Annotated in this window: 20 protein-coding genes; 17 read left to right on the plus strand and 3 right to left on the minus strand. The window is 67.5% G+C overall.

Annotated elements, in window-relative coordinates:
* Positions 1 to 227 precede the first annotated feature (227 nt).
* The 14 genes from G6N30_RS06760 to G6N30_RS06825 all read left to right on the plus strand — a co-directional run bounded on the left by G6N30_RS06760 (position 228) and on the right by G6N30_RS06825 (position 7,563).
* Entirely contained in the window at positions 228 to 1,361 is a 1,134-nt protein-coding gene (locus G6N30_RS06760) for an AAA family ATPase (protein WP_134060977.1), read from the plus strand.
* A gap of 230 nt (positions 1,362 to 1,591) precedes the next feature.
* A complete protein-coding gene (locus G6N30_RS06765; RefSeq protein WP_134060976.1) occupies positions 1,592 to 1,888 on the plus strand; it encodes a hypothetical protein in 297 nt (98 codons plus the stop codon).
* Positions 1,885 to 2,058, plus strand: a complete 174-nt coding sequence (locus tag G6N30_RS06770) for a hypothetical protein (protein ID WP_163687445.1) — start codon at positions 1,885 to 1,887, stop codon at positions 2,056 to 2,058. The genes G6N30_RS06765 and G6N30_RS06770 overlap by 4 nt, the downstream gene beginning before the upstream one ends.
* A complete protein-coding gene (locus G6N30_RS06775; protein ID WP_134060975.1) occupies positions 2,055 to 2,450 on the plus strand; it encodes a hypothetical protein in 396 nt (131 codons plus the stop codon). Before G6N30_RS06770 ends, G6N30_RS06775 begins: the two co-directional genes overlap by 4 nt.
* Positions 2,447 to 2,794 (plus strand): hypothetical protein, encoded by a 348-nt coding sequence (locus G6N30_RS06780; RefSeq protein WP_134060974.1) that lies wholly within the window; start codon positions 2,447 to 2,449, stop codon positions 2,792 to 2,794. The genes G6N30_RS06775 and G6N30_RS06780 overlap by 4 nt, the downstream gene beginning before the upstream one ends.
* Complete coding sequence (locus G6N30_RS06785) at positions 2,791 to 3,273, plus strand: hypothetical protein (RefSeq protein ID WP_134060973.1); 483 nt, start codon at positions 2,791 to 2,793, stop codon at positions 3,271 to 3,273. Before G6N30_RS06780 ends, G6N30_RS06785 begins: the two co-directional genes overlap by 4 nt.
* A gap of 142 nt (positions 3,274 to 3,415) precedes the next feature.
* Positions 3,416 to 4,258 carry a phage major capsid protein gene (locus tag G6N30_RS06790; protein WP_134060972.1) on the plus strand — a complete coding sequence of 281 codons (843 nt, stop codon included), beginning with the start codon at positions 3,416 to 3,418 and terminating at the stop codon, positions 4,256 to 4,258.
* Positions 4,258 to 4,458 carry a hypothetical protein gene (locus G6N30_RS06795; protein ID WP_134060971.1) on the plus strand — a complete coding sequence of 67 codons (201 nt, stop codon included), beginning with the start codon at positions 4,258 to 4,260 and terminating at the stop codon, positions 4,456 to 4,458. Before G6N30_RS06790 ends, G6N30_RS06795 begins: the two co-directional genes overlap by 1 nt.
* A complete protein-coding gene (locus tag G6N30_RS06800; RefSeq protein WP_134060970.1) occupies positions 4,455 to 4,826 on the plus strand; it encodes a hypothetical protein in 372 nt (123 codons plus the stop codon). Before G6N30_RS06795 ends, G6N30_RS06800 begins: the two co-directional genes overlap by 4 nt.
* 128 nt (positions 4,827 to 4,954) lie before the next feature.
* Positions 4,955 to 5,680, plus strand: coding sequence for a hypothetical protein (locus G6N30_RS06805; RefSeq protein WP_134060969.1), 726 nt, complete (start codon positions 4,955 to 4,957; stop codon positions 5,678 to 5,680).
* Positions 5,681 to 6,061: 381 nt separating this feature from the next.
* Positions 6,062 to 6,418 carry a hypothetical protein gene (locus tag G6N30_RS06810; protein ID WP_234880375.1) on the plus strand — a complete coding sequence of 119 codons (357 nt, stop codon included), beginning with the start codon at positions 6,062 to 6,064 and terminating at the stop codon, positions 6,416 to 6,418.
* Entirely contained in the window at positions 6,402 to 6,761 is a 360-nt protein-coding gene (locus tag G6N30_RS06815; protein WP_134060968.1) for a hypothetical protein, read from the plus strand. Before G6N30_RS06810 ends, G6N30_RS06815 begins: the two co-directional genes overlap by 17 nt.
* Positions 6,762 to 6,865: 104 nt before the next feature.
* The gene (locus G6N30_RS06820; RefSeq protein WP_134060967.1) at positions 6,866 to 7,249 is read left to right on the plus strand and encodes a hypothetical protein; all 384 of its coding nucleotides are present in this window, start codon (positions 6,866 to 6,868) and stop codon (positions 7,247 to 7,249) included.
* 95 nt (positions 7,250 to 7,344) lie between these two features.
* Positions 7,345 to 7,563 (plus strand): hypothetical protein, encoded by a 219-nt coding sequence (locus tag G6N30_RS06825; RefSeq protein WP_134060966.1) that lies wholly within the window; start codon positions 7,345 to 7,347, stop codon positions 7,561 to 7,563.
* Between the two features lie 44 nt (positions 7,564 to 7,607).
* Here the strand turns inward: G6N30_RS06825 and G6N30_RS06830 are convergent, their stop codons facing one another.
* Positions 7,608 to 8,066 carry a hypothetical protein gene (locus G6N30_RS06830; protein WP_134060965.1) on the minus strand — a complete coding sequence of 153 codons (459 nt, stop codon included), beginning with the start codon at positions 8,064 to 8,066 and terminating at the stop codon, positions 7,608 to 7,610.
* 409 nt (positions 8,067 to 8,475) lie between these two features.
* Here G6N30_RS06830 and G6N30_RS06835 point away from each other — a divergent pair, with 409 nt between their 5' ends.
* The 3 genes from G6N30_RS06835 (at position 8,476) to G6N30_RS06845 (ending at position 11,383) form a co-directional block, all read left to right on the plus strand.
* Positions 8,476 to 8,934, plus strand: coding sequence for a transglycosylase family protein (locus tag G6N30_RS06835; protein ID WP_134061014.1), 459 nt, complete (start codon positions 8,476 to 8,478; stop codon positions 8,932 to 8,934).
* An 85-nt stretch (positions 8,935 to 9,019) separates the two neighbouring features.
* The gene (locus tag G6N30_RS06840) at positions 9,020 to 10,255 is read left to right on the plus strand and encodes a serine/threonine-protein kinase (protein WP_134060964.1); all 1,236 of its coding nucleotides are present in this window, start codon (positions 9,020 to 9,022) and stop codon (positions 10,253 to 10,255) included.
* A 342-nt stretch (positions 10,256 to 10,597) separates the two neighbouring features.
* Complete coding sequence (locus tag G6N30_RS06845) at positions 10,598 to 11,383, plus strand: bestrophin-like domain (RefSeq protein ID WP_134060963.1); 786 nt, start codon at positions 10,598 to 10,600, stop codon at positions 11,381 to 11,383.
* A 2,368-nt stretch (positions 11,384 to 13,751) separates the two neighbouring features.
* Here G6N30_RS06845 and G6N30_RS06850 read toward each other — a convergent pair.
* Positions 13,752 to 14,492 (minus strand): enoyl-CoA hydratase/isomerase family protein, encoded by a 741-nt coding sequence (locus tag G6N30_RS06850; RefSeq protein ID WP_134060962.1) that lies wholly within the window; start codon positions 14,490 to 14,492, stop codon positions 13,752 to 13,754.
* Positions 14,492 to 16,006: an aldehyde dehydrogenase gene (locus G6N30_RS06855; protein ID WP_234880374.1), complete on the minus strand. Its 1,515-nt coding sequence runs from the start codon at positions 16,004 to 16,006 to the stop codon at positions 14,492 to 14,494. The genes G6N30_RS06850 and G6N30_RS06855 overlap by 1 nt, the downstream gene beginning before the upstream one ends.
* Positions 16,007 to 16,035 lie beyond the last annotated feature (29 nt).

Raw genomic sequence — 16,035 nt, forward strand, 5'->3', positions numbered from 1 at the left:
GGCCGGGCCCCCACAGACCCGACCAGCGTCGAAGCGGTCACCACACCACTCAGTGACGCCGAGTCTACAACCGATGACGACGCCGCGGAGCTCTACCGCGACTGGTGCACAAGCCGCAGCAGCGCACCGCAGGACCCGCGGAGCCGCCTTCGCCGACGCCGTGAAGCGGCGCTACGCCTGCCTCCGCTCGAATCGGGCCACCGCGACCCGCTGTTTCCGAGGTGGCGATGAGCGACTATGACGCGGCCGCCGGTAGGGCTCTCGTCGAGAGCGGCGCATACGCTCCGCTCGACGCTGCGCCGCCATGGCCCGCCGACGACCCCGGCCCACCCGAGCCCCCTGATGATCCGCGCCGCAGCAGGAACGGTCATCTGCGGAGCGTCTCCCAAACGGCAACGCCGGCGCACAAGCGGTATCCGACTGTCGATTGGCACCGCCTGTTCGAAGGCGCGCCCGACGACATCGACTGGCTGGTACCCGACCTCGTCGCGCGAGGGCAGTCTTACTCTCTGGTGTCGCCAGCCAAGGCCGGCAAGTCGCTGCTGATGCTCGATGTGGCCGCCGCGATAGCCACCGGCCGATCGGCGCTCGGCAACGCGCCACAAGTGCCGGCGCGGGTTCTCTACGTCGACCTCGAGAACTCCCGCGACGACCTCACCGAGCGACTACGCGACATGGGCTACGGCCCCGGCGATCTCGGGAACCTGCGGTACCTGTCGTTTCCCTCGCTGCCACCGCTGGACCACCCCGCCGGCGGCGCCGACATCGTCGCCGTCGCCGAGCACCACGATGCCGCCCTGGTGATCATCGACACGGTCTCCCGTGTGGTGGCCGGCGAGGAGAACTCCGCTGACACCTTCCGCGCGCTCTACCGGCACACACTGCAGCCACTCAAGGCGGCGCACCGCGCCGTCGTGCGGCTGGACCATCGCGGCAAGGGCGCCAACATCAGCGCGCGCGGATCGAGCGCGAAGAACGACGACGTGGACGTGGTCTGGCAGCTCAGCCAGTCACCTGGGCCCGACGGCGAGGCGTACATCGATCTCACCCTCGAGCGGCAGCGCGGCAGCGCCCATCCCGACCGGCTGCGCCTCATCCGCGACAGCGACCCGCATCTGCGCCACATTGCCCGGCCCCCCGAACTGTCACCCACCGAGCGGCAACGCATCGGTCAGTGCATCGAAGCGATGATTCAACTTCGGCTGCCCGCTGATACCGGCGCACGCAAGGCGCGAGTTGCGCTGCGCACGAAGGGACACAAGTTCCGCAACGACGTCATCTCGGCCGCGGTGAAGGCCCGGAAGAACGCCGGCCAAACGTGTCCCCGATCGAGCGGGGACACACAGGAGGCGCTGATATGACCGCCCAATGTGTCCCCGATTGCTCGGGGACACACCTGAAAGGCGTGTCCCGGGCGGCGTTTCCTGGCGGATGCGAAAACCGCACGTCAAACGTGTCCCCAATGGTGCGGGGACACACCGGGACACGCGCCCGTCCCAACGTGTCCCCGCACACCCCCCTCTTAAGAGGGGGTGCGGGACGCGGGACGGGCCAGCCAGCCCGGAACCGACAGAACAGGAGCGACCGCCTCGTGAGTACGTGGCTGAATCTCGCCGAACACCTCGGCGCCATCCCCACCCTCGACGGTGCACGCTGCCGCGGGCGATACGAGCAGTTCGATCTCCCCGAGCCATACGTGGCCGCCGACCCGGCCGCCGAGGACCGGTTGAACGCCGCCGCGGCGGACTGCCGACGCTGCCCCGCACTGCAGCCATGTGCGCGGTGGGTCGACGGGTTGCGTCCGCAGCAGCGGCCCGCCGGCGTCGTCGCCGGTCGCATCTTCGTACGGCCACAAGGTCGGGCCACCACCGTGGAGGTGACCCGGTGAGACTGCGCCGCCGGATCTTTCAGCCTCAAGTACGCACGACCGCCGAAGCGGGACGGCCGATCGCCGTCACTCTCGCCGGCCTCACCTTCGACTTGGCCGTCGAGGAAGCCCGACGCTTCGCCAACCAACTGACCGCCGCCGTCAACGACATTGAAGGAGAAGCGCCATGACACAACCTGACCCGTGCGGCCTGAAAGGCTGCACCAACCCGACCGACCCGGACTCCGGCTTCGGGCGCTGCATGGATTGCAGCCTGGCCTGCGAGGTCGAGTTGCTCCGGCTGGGCGAGATCGACCGGCAGCGCCGCGCCGCGGTGACCGGCCGCGCCCCGGTCGACGCGTTACTCATCGCCCGAGCGTTCCTGCGCGGCGACGAGGACACGACGGCCGTACTGCTCAAGCACTGCGACCCGCACAGCACCACGCTGCAGCTCGCCGGCTGGCTGCGCACGGCGATCGCCGCTGCGCTCGACCACGGCGCCGGCCGCGACTTTGGCGACCACACCGTCGACGACGTGCTCGACCGCTGGCTCACCCAGGTCACCTCGGAGGCCCAGTCATGACCGACAGCATCGGAGCGCAGCGCGTCGGCGACCGCCGCGGGTGGCTGGTGTTCGAGCACCTGCCCGACGACCTGCAACGCGCCGAAGACGCCACGCAGGCGGCTGACTTCGACCGCCGCGCCAGCGGCCGAGTAAGGCACACGCGCGAATTCGATCCGTATCACGGTCGGCGCGTGTGGGGCTACACCAGGCCAGCCACCGATACCGAGCGCGCGCTGCTCGAACACCTCGGCTACACGCTGCCGGCCGAACTCGAAACCCGCGTGCAATTCATCACCGAGACTCTGCGCCGCCGCCGGTGGCCGCAACTCGAGAACACCACACCAGGAGGAACAGCAGCATGACTCAACCCGCCGACACCACGCCGACAGCCGAGCAGCCGCAGCCCGACCCGTCACCGGAGCCCGGCACACCCGACCCGACACTGGAGACGCCGGAACCCGAACAGCCCGAACCCGAACAGGAGTCGCCGAACTCTGAGGCCGCGCGGTGGCGCGTCCGACTGCGGGAGACCGAGGCCGAACGCGACGCTCTCGCCGAGCGCGTCGCGGGCTACCAGCGTCGCGAGTGCGAGGCGGTCGTCGCCGACGTGCTCGAGGTGCCCGGCGACCTGTGGGAGCTGGGCCACGCGGAATTGTCCGAGTTCTACACCGACGACGGCGACGTCGACGAGAACGCCGTGCGCGCCGCGGCCGCCGCGCTCGTCGAGTCGCGACCCGGCCTCGCGAAGGGCGCCACCCTCCCGAGCCGGCACGCCACGTGGGGCCAGTACAGCAGCGCCGTCCCAGGCGAGTCGCCCGGGTGGGCCGCCGTCATCCGATAGAATCGCTGGTGACGCCGGGAAGCCGGTTGGACCGAACCGGCGTCACCAGCTCGGGCCAGGCGCCCAGCCGCACGACTCCAGGTGAGCCGCGGACCTTCTCAAATCCGTTGCAGTGCAAGAACACTCACCCTTTGGAGTCCTCATGCCTTCGAATACCACCACCTTCGCGCCGATCCTCACCCCGGCACAGGTGCACAACCTCGTCATCGTTCCGCTCATCGCGGAGTCCGTCGCCGGCCAGGTCCTCACCTCGGTCGTCACCGGCACGCACGAATACCGCATTCCCGTCGTCGCGGCGGACCCGTCCGCATCGTGGACCGCGGAGGGCGCCGAGATCGCCGTCTCCGACGCCGACGTCGACGAAGTCACCGTCACCCCGAGCAAGTTGGCCGCACTGTCGGCGATCACCCGCGAGCTCGCCAACGACTCGAGCCCCGCGGCGGCCGACGTCGTCGGCCAAGGCATCGTCCGCGATCTGGTCCGCAAGGTCGATCAGGCGCTGTTCACTGCCACCACCACCAACGGCCCCGGCGGCATCCCCGGCGTCTCCGGCATCAGCACTGTCGACGCCGGATCCGCCTACGCCAACGTCGACCCCTTCAGCGACGCGATCTACACCGCGGCCGCGTTCAACGGCAACATCACCGCGTGGGTGACCAACCCGGCCACCGCCAAGACGCTCGCCAAGGTCAAGGAGGCCACCGGCTCGAACAAGCCGCTGCTCGGACCCGACCCGACGCAGCCGGGCCGGCGGCAGATCCTCGGCATTCCGCTGCTGACGTCGCCGTACGTCACCACCACCGCCAACGCGGTGTGGGGCATCTCGCAGCCGTACGCGCACATGGTGATTCGTGAGCAGGCCGAGGTCGAGAGCGACAAGTCGGTGTTCTTCACTTCGGACCGTGTCGCGATCCGCGCCATCCTGCGCATCGGGTTCGGCTTCCCCGCGCCCGCCACCATCGTCCGCATCACCACGAGCGCCTGATGACCAGGAAACGGACACCGCCGCGACAGGGCCGAGTGACCGTCGAAGTCGCCGAACCACACGCGGTGTATCTGCGAGGCGAGCAGCGCACCGGCACCGTCGAAGACGTGCCCGTCGAGTTGGCATTGACCTGGCTTCGCCACGGCTGGATCACCTACGCCGCCGGCGACGCCCTCGACGGCAAAGGGGCGCCGGCATGACCTGGAACGTGAGCCCGACACCAGATCCGACCGGCAATCGACGGCCAGCCCCACAGACCGGCCAGTTCAACCCCGGCATCAGGATCGACACCAGCCGCGCCCGATCGTCCGGCCCGCCGCCACCGCGGCGACAACCGACGTGGGGTGACGTCCTCGAGCATTACCTGCCCGGCTTCCGGAACGGCGGCCCCGTCGACGCGAAACAGCTCAAGGCGCAGATCGAGGCGGCGCAGCGGGCACGGGTGCAGGCTGCGCAGCGGGAACAGGCCCGCGCCGCAGCCGCGCAGCGGCAGCAGTCCGCGAACTATCGGCGCGCCATCGAGGCGCAAGCCCGGCGGCAAGGACTGCGCGTCACCTGGCGGCGCTGACCGAACGTTGGCGGCCCGGCGTCAAACCCGTCAACACGGGCAAGGACCGGCCATAACGGGGTCCCTATGTCAGCCCCGAGTCAGTACCTGCGCCGGCCGCCAACCACCCACGAAAGGGACCACACGACATGGCACTTCACCCCCACCACGCCACCCGATTCGGCTGGCGTCTCTGGCTGCTGCTGCCCGAGTACTGGCGGCTGCTCACCCCGCACGGCCGGCCGAAGGCCGCGATGTGCAGCAGCAGCCTCGTCGACGCCCGATGCCCCCACGGCAACGCGGTGCCCTCATCCGATTGCGCCTGCGGGGTGCACTACATCGCCGACCTCGACGCGTTCCGGGACTACTGCGGCCACTACCTCGACCAAGGCCACATGGAACTGTTCGGACAGGACTACCAGACGTGGCGACTACCGATCGCGGCGACGTTCGGCGTCGCCTGCGGACCAGTCGAACGCGACCGCAAGGTACTCGACGCCCTCCGCACCGACCGCTACCGCATCCTCGCCGCCGTCGTCCCCACCACAATCGACGGCGACGCCCAGCAGCAGATCCGCCGCCACTACCGAGTGCCCGTGCTCGACGGCCTCACCGGAAGCGCCTGCAGCGCCGTCGCATCGGCGATGTCATCCACCGTCAGCGAGCATGACCTGCAGCGGTACGCGCAACAGCCGGCGACACCACCCGACGAACTCACCCTGCAGTGGAACGCCACGATCCAGCGCCGACCGTTCCGCGCCTTCGTCCCGCCGCGGAGCGCACTGCCCCAACACGTACAGGCGATGCTTGAGCGCGACAAACAACGCCGCCGAGCCTTCATCCCCGAACTGCCAGCCGAACTGGCCACACCATGAACGCCGCCGCTGACCGCCATGGCATCCACCCCCCGGCCGGGCGCCCTCGCCTGCCGCAACGCACTGGTACTTCCCAGATCCGCACGCATGGCCGCAGAGTTCTGTCACGGATACGGCACGCCAGTTCGGGTCGATTCCCGCTTCTCGGCTCATCGATAGGAGGGCACAGTGGCTGCGAAGAAGTCATGCCTGAAGTGCGGTAACGGGTTCATCGGCCGCGCTGACGCGTCGTACTGTTCGCCAGCCTGCAGGCAGCGTGCGCGCCGCGGCCGTGGGGGCGCTAAGCGTGACACTCCTGTCACGGATACGGCACCCGCGCCGCGGGCGCGGCGTCGCTCAGCAACTACCACCGCGGCACCGTCGGCCGGGGCTGGGCCCGGTGTGCACAGTGAGGAAGCACAGGCCGTCCTCGCGGGCCTGGACGCGGAGTTGGCGTCGAACTCGAGGCGACTCGGTCTGGCGCGGCCGCTGAAGTGGTCGACCGCCGAGGAGGCGCTGCGGGCGATGATCGCCGATCAGATCGACCGCAAGGTCGAGCTGCAGCGGCGCTGGCACGCCAGCACCGACGACCACGCACGGGTGAAGCTGTCGGCCGAGATCCGGCTGCTCGAGGGATCGGCCGCACGGCTGCTGGCCCAGGTGAAGACTGATCTTCCGGCGCCGGCGTCGCTTACGTCGGTGAAGGCCAGGCGGGCGTCGAACGCGCGATGGAAGGGTGTCCATGCCTCGGATCGATGACGACGACGACTACGCCGGCGACGGCGGGGGACTGCATGTGCCGGGGGTGCACGCGGCGTTACTTGAGCGGGAACGCGAGAATGCCACAGATCCAGGGCGGATCGATCCGCGCTGGAAGCGTCAGCATCCGGGTGAGGTACCGCCGCCAGACAGCAGCCTATGGGGCGTCAATCGGAAGAGGCTCGCCGCGCTCGAGGCCGGCGAGCCGGTGCGTCTGGTCTCGTGGGAGCTCGGCGGCCACAGCTTCCCCGACGAAGGCATCGAGCGGCGTCGCCGCCAAGACCGCAGCATCACCGGCTGGCTGGTCAGCCCGGACGACACCGTTACCGCCCTGTACGACTGACGCGCGTGTTCACCCTGGGAACTTCGCACTCCGCAACTAGGGTGACCGTCATGTCACAGTGTGCGGTGCAGCGGTGTCCTCGTGAAGCGACGTGGCCCATCAGATTGAAGGAGGCGGGAGAGGTTTCGGCGACCTTCATCGCAACCGACGTCTGTAAACCGCACTGGGACCTGCTGTCCAGCAAGTCGGTCGAGTGGATCCTCGAGATAACGAAGGACCCCCTGAACGAACGTTGGCACCAGCAGACATTGATCGTTGGTGAAGACCTCAAGCCGCTCGACGAGTTCATCGTCGAAGAGGCGACGCGCAAAGAGCGGCCCGACGTCTACTCGCGAATCTTCAGCGATAACGACCATGATGGCCCCCACATCGACCTCAAGTTGCGACGCCGGGGATGCGACGAGGTTGAGTCGGTGACGATTGTCGTCCCGAAGTCGCTGATCGCTGAATTAATCGAGTTGCTCGGGGGCACCACGCCGCCATCCTGACGGTCGCTACATTGGCATTTCGCGAAGGGGGATTGACGATGGCTGATCCATGGAGAGCTGAGCCGATCGGGGCTGGCCGGTTCCGCATAGTCAACGTGTCGGACGGCAAGCTGGCGATGATCACATTGTCGCCGTTCGGTTCTACTGAAGCGCAGGTGATCACGGGCGGTGCGAAGGAGGATCCGCACGTGGTGAAGTCTCCGATCGAGCCCGGTGACTTCTTCGTGGCGATTGTTCGCGGCGAAGGCGTGCGAGTCACCGCGACCGCGGTTCCGTCGATGACGCCGGTGTATTTCGATCTGCTGGTGTCTTAGCCGCCGGCTACCGGTGAGGGGCTCGAAAAAGGGGTGCGCCGCAGTCAGTGGTTACTAAGCCGTTCGACTTCTTCGGCGGCACAGAGGAGCGCGGCGGCGAGTTGCTTGGCCTCGTCGACGCTGAGGGCGTTGTCGATGCCTCCCTCGACCAACACCTCGCGCTCCGTGCGACCGTCCTCGTATTGGCGGCCAGTGATCCGGATCGTTGTCCCGGCGGCTTTCCGTTCGGTGCCGTAGAAGTACCTCGACCACGAACCGTCCTCGCACCAGTCGGTGTCCCAGTCGAGGCACCCGGTGCTGTCGGACGGTTCTGCGATCGCGCCGACCATGGCGGTGCCGATGTTGCCGACGACGTAGCGGCGAGCCTCGTACCGGAGGGCTCCGTCGCGGTAAGGGGAGCTGGCGCCGACGCGTTCTTCGCGCTCGAGCGCGGCCAGTTGCGCGGGGGTGAGCTGGTCCGCGAGGTCCCGCCACGTGCGGACGTTCTCGGGTGTTGTGGTCACGATGTTCTCCTATCAGAGGTGGTGGACATCCGCGCGCGTACAGCAACCGGTACAGCAACGCGGTCGATTTCTGGGGTGTCTCGGTAGGTTCGCCGATGTTCCGGCCAGCCGATCTACCAGCACTTTCCGGTCATCGGCGGTCATCCGCGGACGCCACTATTGAGCCTGGGGGTCAAGTGGTCGCAGGTTCAAATCCTGTCAGCCCGACGCAGGTCAGAGGCGGTTCTCGAGAGATCGAGAGCCGCCTTTTTCGTGATGCGAGTCAGCCCGGCCGAAAGATTGTGAACAACTATCACGGTCTTCTCAATGTTCACGGTGATATCACGAGTAACAATGGCCGTCATCAGAGATCGAACGCCGCGTCAGGCGCTTCCACCCGCGTTCGGCGACTGAAGGGGACTCAGTGCACATAGTCAAGGGATTCGGTGTGGCGCTGACCGCCGCTGCGCTGTCAGCGACATCGATCACGGTCGCCACGCCGAATGCCCATGCCAGCACGGTGAACTGGGATGCGATCGCGCAATGCGAATCGAGCGGTAACTGGGCGATCAACACCGGGAACGGTTTCTACGGCGGCCTGCAATTCCTGCCGGCCACCTGGCGCGAGCACGGCGGCGTCGGTTCCCCGGAACGCGCACCGCGCGAGTACCAGATAGCCGTCGCCGAGCGCGTGCTGCGGACTCAAGGGCTGGGCGCCTGGCCCGTCTGTGGTGCGTACGCGCTGTCGCCGAGGTCGACGGCCCCTCCCGGTACCGGCAGCGCGTGCCGCGCCATCTCCGGGATAGTGCTGGGCGTCGTCAACCTCAACAGGATGTGCGTCGCACTGACGAGCCAGGCACGCGCCGTCGCCTCCGCACTGGCCTACTGACGCCGACCGCCTCGGCTCCCGATAGGTTGGCCAGACCTGTCAGCGAGCACCACCTGTGTACGGCGAGGATGAGCGGGGCAACCCTATGGACGTGACCGGACACGACCTGTTCGCCGACCGCTACGTCCTGAAGGGGCCGCTCGGCGTCGGCGGGATGGCCGAGGTCCGCGACGCCTTGGACACCCGACTCGACCGGCCGGTCGCGATCAAACTGCTACACCCCGCGATGAGAGCCCAGCCGGAGATCCTCAACCGGTTCCGCGACGAGGCCCGCTCGGCGGCGATGCTCTCGCACCCGAACATCGTCGCGGTGCACGACTACGGCGACTACGACGGCACACCGTTCATCGTCATGGAACGCCTGCCCGGCCAGACCCTCCTCGACGTCGTCACGCGCGGTCCGATGCCGCCCGACCGGGTCCGCTCCATGCTCGACGACGTGCTGTCCGCCCTGACCGTCGCACACGCCGCGGGGCTTCTCCACCGGGACATCAAGCCGGCCAACATCCTGCTCTCGGCATCGGGGGACAGCTTCAAGGTCGGCGACTTCGGCATCGCCAAGACCGGCGGCGCCGCCCACACCATGACCGGTCAGATCGTCGGCACGATGGCGTACATGAGTCCCGAGCGCATCACCGGCGCCCCCGCCTCGGTGGCCGACGACCTCTACGCGGTCGGGGTGATGGGTTACGAGGCGGTCGTGGCCCGCCGCGCCTTTGCCCAGGACACACCCGCCGCGATGGCGCGCGCCATCATGGACGACCCGCCCCCTCCGCTGCGTGCCATTCGCCCGGACCTCGATCAGTTCCTGGCCGGCACGATCGACCGCGCCATGACCCGTGACCCGGCACAGCGCTTCGGCGACGCCGCCCACATGCGTGCGGCCCTCAACGGCGACCGTCAAGCACTCGTCGCCGGCGCCGCGCCGGCCGTGGCGGCGGTCCCACGACCGGCCACCAGGGTTCTCGACCAGCCGCTGCCGCCATCGGAGCACTACGTGATGCCGCCGCCGTCACCGCCGTCTCGATGGCGCCGGTTACCGAGCCGCACCCGTAAGGCGATCTTCGCGGCCGCGGTCCTGGCGTGCCTGACCATCACCGGTCTCGCGCTGGCCGCCGACCCGTTCTCCACTGCACCGTCGCCGCCACCGGAACCGGTCAGCACGACCACGCCGGGGCCTCCGCCGAGCAGCACCCCGCCGCCACCGACGACGCCTGCGCCCGTCGTCGAACAACCGCGAGACGAGCCCGGCGGCAAGAAGGGAAACGGGGACAAGAAGAAAGAGGAGAAGGGCGGCGGTAACGGCCAAGGCAATCGGTGAGCCCGGTCGGTCGGTCGCTGCCCAGTACGGCAGAGCTCAGGCTGCGGGGGTGAAGCCCGGATCCGTGTGGGCGTCGAGGCCGGGATGCGTCGCTGCGGCCAGCACGTCGTTCGCGCACACCGCGCAGTAATTCACACCCAACGTGGGGTACCCGCATGCCCTGCACGCAGCCACCCGCGGCATCTCTGCGAACCAACTCGCGCCCATGACGTCACACCCCTTCGCTGATGAGGCCGGGGTACCCTCCGCGGGTCAAGATCACGCAGGGCGACGGAAAAACGCCGCTGGGAGCCGGGCGGCACCGTAGTCTCACTCGCGACGCCCACAGGCAGGAGCGCAACGATGACCGCTTGGCTCGTCAGCGCCGTCCCCTCAGGGCTGTTGTTCATCGGTCTCGTCGTGGTGATCGCCGGCGGCGCCATCCTCCTGCGGATGTTCCTGCGCCGGCGGTTTTCCGCCCTGGCCCGCGACGAACACAACGACGTCACCAAGTTCACCTACGGCTTCATCGGCTTCGTCTACGCGTTCTTCATCGGATTCGTCGTCTCCGCCATGTGGGGCCAGATCAACACCGCCGACGGCGGCGCCCGCGCCGAGGGCGCGGCCGCTGTGCAGATCGCCACCGACTCAGCGGTTTTCGATGCAGCCGACCGGGACCGCATCCGGCGGAGCCTCCTCGCCTACGAGGAATCCGCCGTCGCCGAATGGGAACGGGGCGCCACCGTGCGCGATCCGGAGACCGACGGTGCGCTCGCGGGCGTCTACGCCGCACTCGGTCAGGTCCGGGCGACCACCGAACCGCAGAAGACGCTGCTCGCCAAGTCGTATGCCAACCTCGACACGCTCAGCCAGGGCCGCACGGTGCGCATCCTCACCGCCCGCGGGGACACCGGCCCGCCATGGCCACTGTGGGCCGTCATCCTGCTCAACAGCGGGCTGGTGCTGGGCACCGCGATCGTCTACGGGGTGGACCGACCGCTACTGCACTACGCCATGGTGGCGATCGTGGGGATCATCGTCGCCGCCAACCTCTTCCTGGTGATCGAACTGTCGCATCCCTACCAGGGGGTGATAGGCACGTCCGTCGACCCGCTCCGTGAGGCGGTGTCGGTGCTGAGCGCTCGCTGATCGGTCATTCAATGATGCATGATGTGCGCACGCGTTCTCCGCGAAGGTGAAGGCTGGAATCGCTTCGAATTCAGGGCCGTTGGCTGGAAGAAGTAACTGAGGGTGCGGTAACTCACTGCACATCAACAGTCATCGCCTTTGACCGGACGTACGCTCGTGGCACACGCCTCTTAGCCGGGGGGCGACCACCCCTCGGACGATTGCGTCAGGTCCGAGCTGAGCATTCACCCCTAACGCAGTTGCTTCGGCAGGCGGGGCGCAGGCGTGAACTGGGAATTGGCACCGCTGGCTATGAGCTTTGAGTCGAAGCCTCGTCGGAGGACTTGTGCGCTTAGGACGCCGGTCACTCAGGTGGCCGTGGAGGCGGCGAGTCAACTCCCTGGTTCTCCTCCGCGGACACATCAGCCTTGACGGTCTCGCCGGGGGGAGAAGTACTCGATGTCCCGCCAGGAGACTGGCCCGTCGAGGCGCTTCGCGACATACGCTCTCCGGTCGGTTTTTCGGTCCGCTTCATTCGTCCGCGCTGCAGCCAGATCAGCCGCGCCCCGCCAGCGACAGAGGCGATGATTCCGGCCCACGTGGTCCAATTGGCGAAGATCTGTGCACTTGTGTAGGCAAGCGTTCGTTCGACACGAAGCTCTAGCGGCATGTCCGTAACAAAGACGGCTCCGTTTCGGGTGGGCACTTCTATATGAACCGTCAGCAGCAAACTGTCAGTTGGTCGTTTAGGCCGGATGAACCAAGTCCACAAAAGTGCGACATCTTGAGATGTTGACGCGTCGACCGATTCACTTGGAGTGATGTCGGCATCATTGGTGTCAGCTATCAAACGCGCTCTTGTCAGTGGTCCGATTCTGACATCGCCTGCTGGTATTGACTCGGAGCTCGGCAGCAGAGCGCGAATTGTCGACGTCAATTCATCTGAGTCGCCGATTTCAAGTCCGACGCGCTCGGTTCGATCGACGACCAGACGTTCCGGCTTATGCCATCTCGCCTGCTCTTGTATGAGGCCATCGAGCTCACGCTCATTTGGTCCGAAGACTTCTGGGAGTTCGGAATTGCCGCCCGGTCCAGGTGCCCCCGCTGCGGGCAAACCTGGGCTGGCGGGGCCACCTGCTACTGGTAGACCCGGATCCGGGCCCGTCGCTCCATCAGAGTCGGAATCGTACTGAGGACCGCCGGCCCCGGTATCGGGCAGAAGCCACGGTCCGGGGGCGTCTTCGAAATGGGTCCATGCGGGTGTCTCAGGTGTGAGACCCGCCGGGGGAGGTGCTTCCCTTGGTACAGCGGAACGGGTCGGTGAGACGGGGGTGGTCGGCCTGCTCAGTGGCGGGCGCGGCGGCCGGGTTTGTGTGTCACTCATGGACTCGCCTAGCCGGCCGGTAGGCTTCACAGTGGTCGAATGCGTAGCAATGTCGCTTCGGTCCCGCAAGGAATCAGTGATGGCCGCCGCAAGCAGAAGGGCACCGGCCACGAGCAGGCATAACGCCAGAATCGAAGCCGGTGAGAACTTGGTTTGCCTCACGCGGGCCTCCCATAAAGCTGAGTCGGGTGCACGCCAGCCCGGCCGATGCGAGCACCAATCTGAGACTAGTCAGACCGATGGTTCAGAGCATCGCGCTGAGCAATTGCGTTGGCGGCTTTATTGCACACATCGCTAACGATCGTTGGGGCAGCGTCGCGGTCCGCCACAGATCGCTTCTGCGGGATCGGGTTTGATGAGCGTCGCAGCGAGCCGCCTAACCGCAATCATGCAAACCAACCGAAAAAATCTGCCGCAATTGTTGCGTCGGCAACATCCCACGGTGGGCTTGCATACCGTATTTTGGTCGGCACCGGCACCGGCCACTGCAACGGAATGTGATATCTGCCAGTCGACCCCTATTGCTGTCACCAAGTCGGAGGGGGCTGTCAGTGCAAGCGGCGCTATCGCCCCATGAGATCAAGACAGAAGCGCTGGGATGCGGCGGGGCGTATCACTGTCGCTCGGAGTCGCCTTCGATCGATGAAGGCTCGGAAAAGGGGCGGTCCTCTCAAGCGGCCGCTTAGCGCACTCGCATGGCCGCTCACCAGTCGGAAGACCATCCAGCGTGTAGATATAAAAGCTGTCGCTTCCTCAAGCGCTATTCATCGTGAGGGCCGTTGGTCCGGTCAACCTTTTCCGCGGGCCTCACGGCCGAACGCTGTGACGGCATCGCCTCAGCCGGCCGCGAGGTCTGCACAACTGAGATCCGAAAAGTCATTGGTCCGGTGCTCGGTCAAGGTGAGGTTGTTGGTGCGGCTGTCCAGTGTCGGTGCTGAGCGCTCGCTAGGCGACGGAGCCGAAAGCGGGGGACGCCGGACGTACCGGCTTCCCCCGCAATCGATCTCAGTGCCCCGGAATGTGCAACCGCTTGAGAGATCCGAGGACCAGGCGGTCGGCGGCCAACTCGTAGGACTGGCGCTCCGACAGGGACTCGACCGAGCGGAGCATCGCCCTGATCTCGTTGTGCACCCGCGGTTCTCCGGCGAGCAGTGCCCCGACCTTCTCGTTCACCGCGGCATCGAGAGCGCCGACGTCTTCGACGACCTCGTTGAGCAGACCGAGGCGCACCGCCTCGTCACCGGAGACCGGCAGTCCGCTGGCGGTGAGCCAGAACGCCGCCCGGCGGCCCACCATGTGCGGCAGCCACGCCAGCACCAGCGCGGGCGCCAGGTTGATGCGGACCTCGGGGAAGCTGAACCGTGCCGTCCGCGTCGCGACCGCGACGTCGCACAGCGCGGCCAGGCCCACCCCGAACCCCGCCGCATCGCCGTGGACCCGGGCCACGGTCACCAGCGGCGTGGCGGCCAGCGCCTCGTTGACGGCGATGAGGCGGCGCACCTCGGTGGGCAGGTCCTCGGGTGTCGCGGCGGTGCGTTCCCGCCCCAGGCAGAAGCTGTCGCCCGCCGCCGACAGCACCAGGAGGTGCACCCCCGCCGGCGGCACGGTCAGCACCGCGGCCAGCGCGTCACACATGTCCATCGACATGAGGTTGCCGCCGGGGCTGTCCAGGCGGACGGTCAGTACCGCACCGTCGCGCTCCACGGTCAGTCCCGGCACCGTCGCGATGTCGTCGGTCACCGTCATCAGTTCAGCCTCTCCAGCGCCACGCCGCCGTACCAGTCGACGTCGTCGGCGGCGGTGCGGATCGTCACCGCACGCACGTGGGTGAATTCGTCGAACGATTCGATGCCGCCCTCGCGCCCGTGTCCGCTCTCCCGGACCCCGCCCCAGGGCGAGGACGGGTCGAGCCGGTGATGGTCGTTGACCCAAACGATGCCGTGCTCCAGCTTCGAGGCGACCCGGTGCGCCCGGGCGACATCGCGCGTCCAGATCGACGAACCGAGCCCGTAGGGCGAATCATTGGCGATGGCAATGGCGTCCGCCTCGTCTGTGAAGGGGATCACCACCAGCACAGGACCGAAGATCTCCTCGCGAGCCACCCGCATCTGGTTGTTCACATCCGCCAGGACGGTCGGGGCCACGAAATAGCCGTCGAGCCCCGGCACGTCGACGGACTTGCCGCCGGTGGCCAGCGTCGCGCCTTCGGAGACACCGATCTCGACGTAGTCCAGGATGCGCTTGCGGGCCCGCTCGGAGATCACCGGGCCGAGCTGGGTGTCGGCCTGGCTCGGGTCACCGATCCGGATGCGTTCGGCTTGGGCCACCAGACCCGCCACGAAGTCGTCGTACACCGTCTCCTGCACCAGGATCCGGGTCCCGGCGATGCACGTCTGGCCGGCCCCCACGAACCCGCCGAACGCCGCACCGCGGGACGAGACCTCGGTGTCGATGTCGTCGAACACCAGCACCGGGGTCTTCCCGCCCAGTTCCACCGTCGACTTCGCGAACCGGCGCGCCGTGGCGACCGAGATGATGCGGCCCACCTCCGTGCCGCCGGTGAACACCACCTTGTCCACCAAACGGTGTTCGGCCAGACCCGCACCGGCCACCGGGCCGAGGCCCGGGATCACGTTCAGCACCCCGGGCGGGATACCGGCCTCGAGGGCGAGGTCGCCGACCAGCAGCGCGGTCAGCGGTGTCTGCTCAGAAGGCTTGAGCACCACGCTGTTCCCCGTCGCCAACGCCGGCGCCACACTCTTCGACGCGATCATCAGCGGGTGGTTGAACGACGACAACGTCGCCACCACGCCGAGCGGGAAGCGCGAGGTGTAGGAGTGGTACGGCCCTGACATGGGGACCACCGAGTCCCGGCTGGCCAGCAGCAGTGCGGCGTTGTACCGGTACCACTCGGCCAGCCGGGTGATCTGCGCCTTGGTCTCGGTGATCGGCCTGCCGTTGTTGTCGGTCTCCAGGCGATAGAGCTTGTCCATGTCGCGCTCCAGCAGATCGCCGAAGCGGTTGAGGATGCGCGAGCGCTGGTGGATCGGCATCTGGGACCACACGCCGGAGTCGAACGCCTTCCGAGCCGACACCACGGCGCCGTCGGTGTCCTCGGCGCTCGCGCTGTGGCAGCGGGCGAAGACCTGTCCGGTGGCGGGGTTGATCACGTCGAGGATCTCGCCGCCGCCGGGCCGGTGCTCACCGTCGATGAGCAGGCCGTGCACGCTGTCGCCGTTGAGCGAATGGGAAGTGGTCACAGCGGAAGTCGTAACCGATTGAGACAATT

The sequence above is a fragment of the Mycolicibacterium litorale genome (genome assembly GCF_010731695.1).
GTDB classification, from domain to species: Bacteria; Actinomycetota; Actinomycetes; order Mycobacteriales; family Mycobacteriaceae; genus Mycobacterium; species Mycobacterium litorale.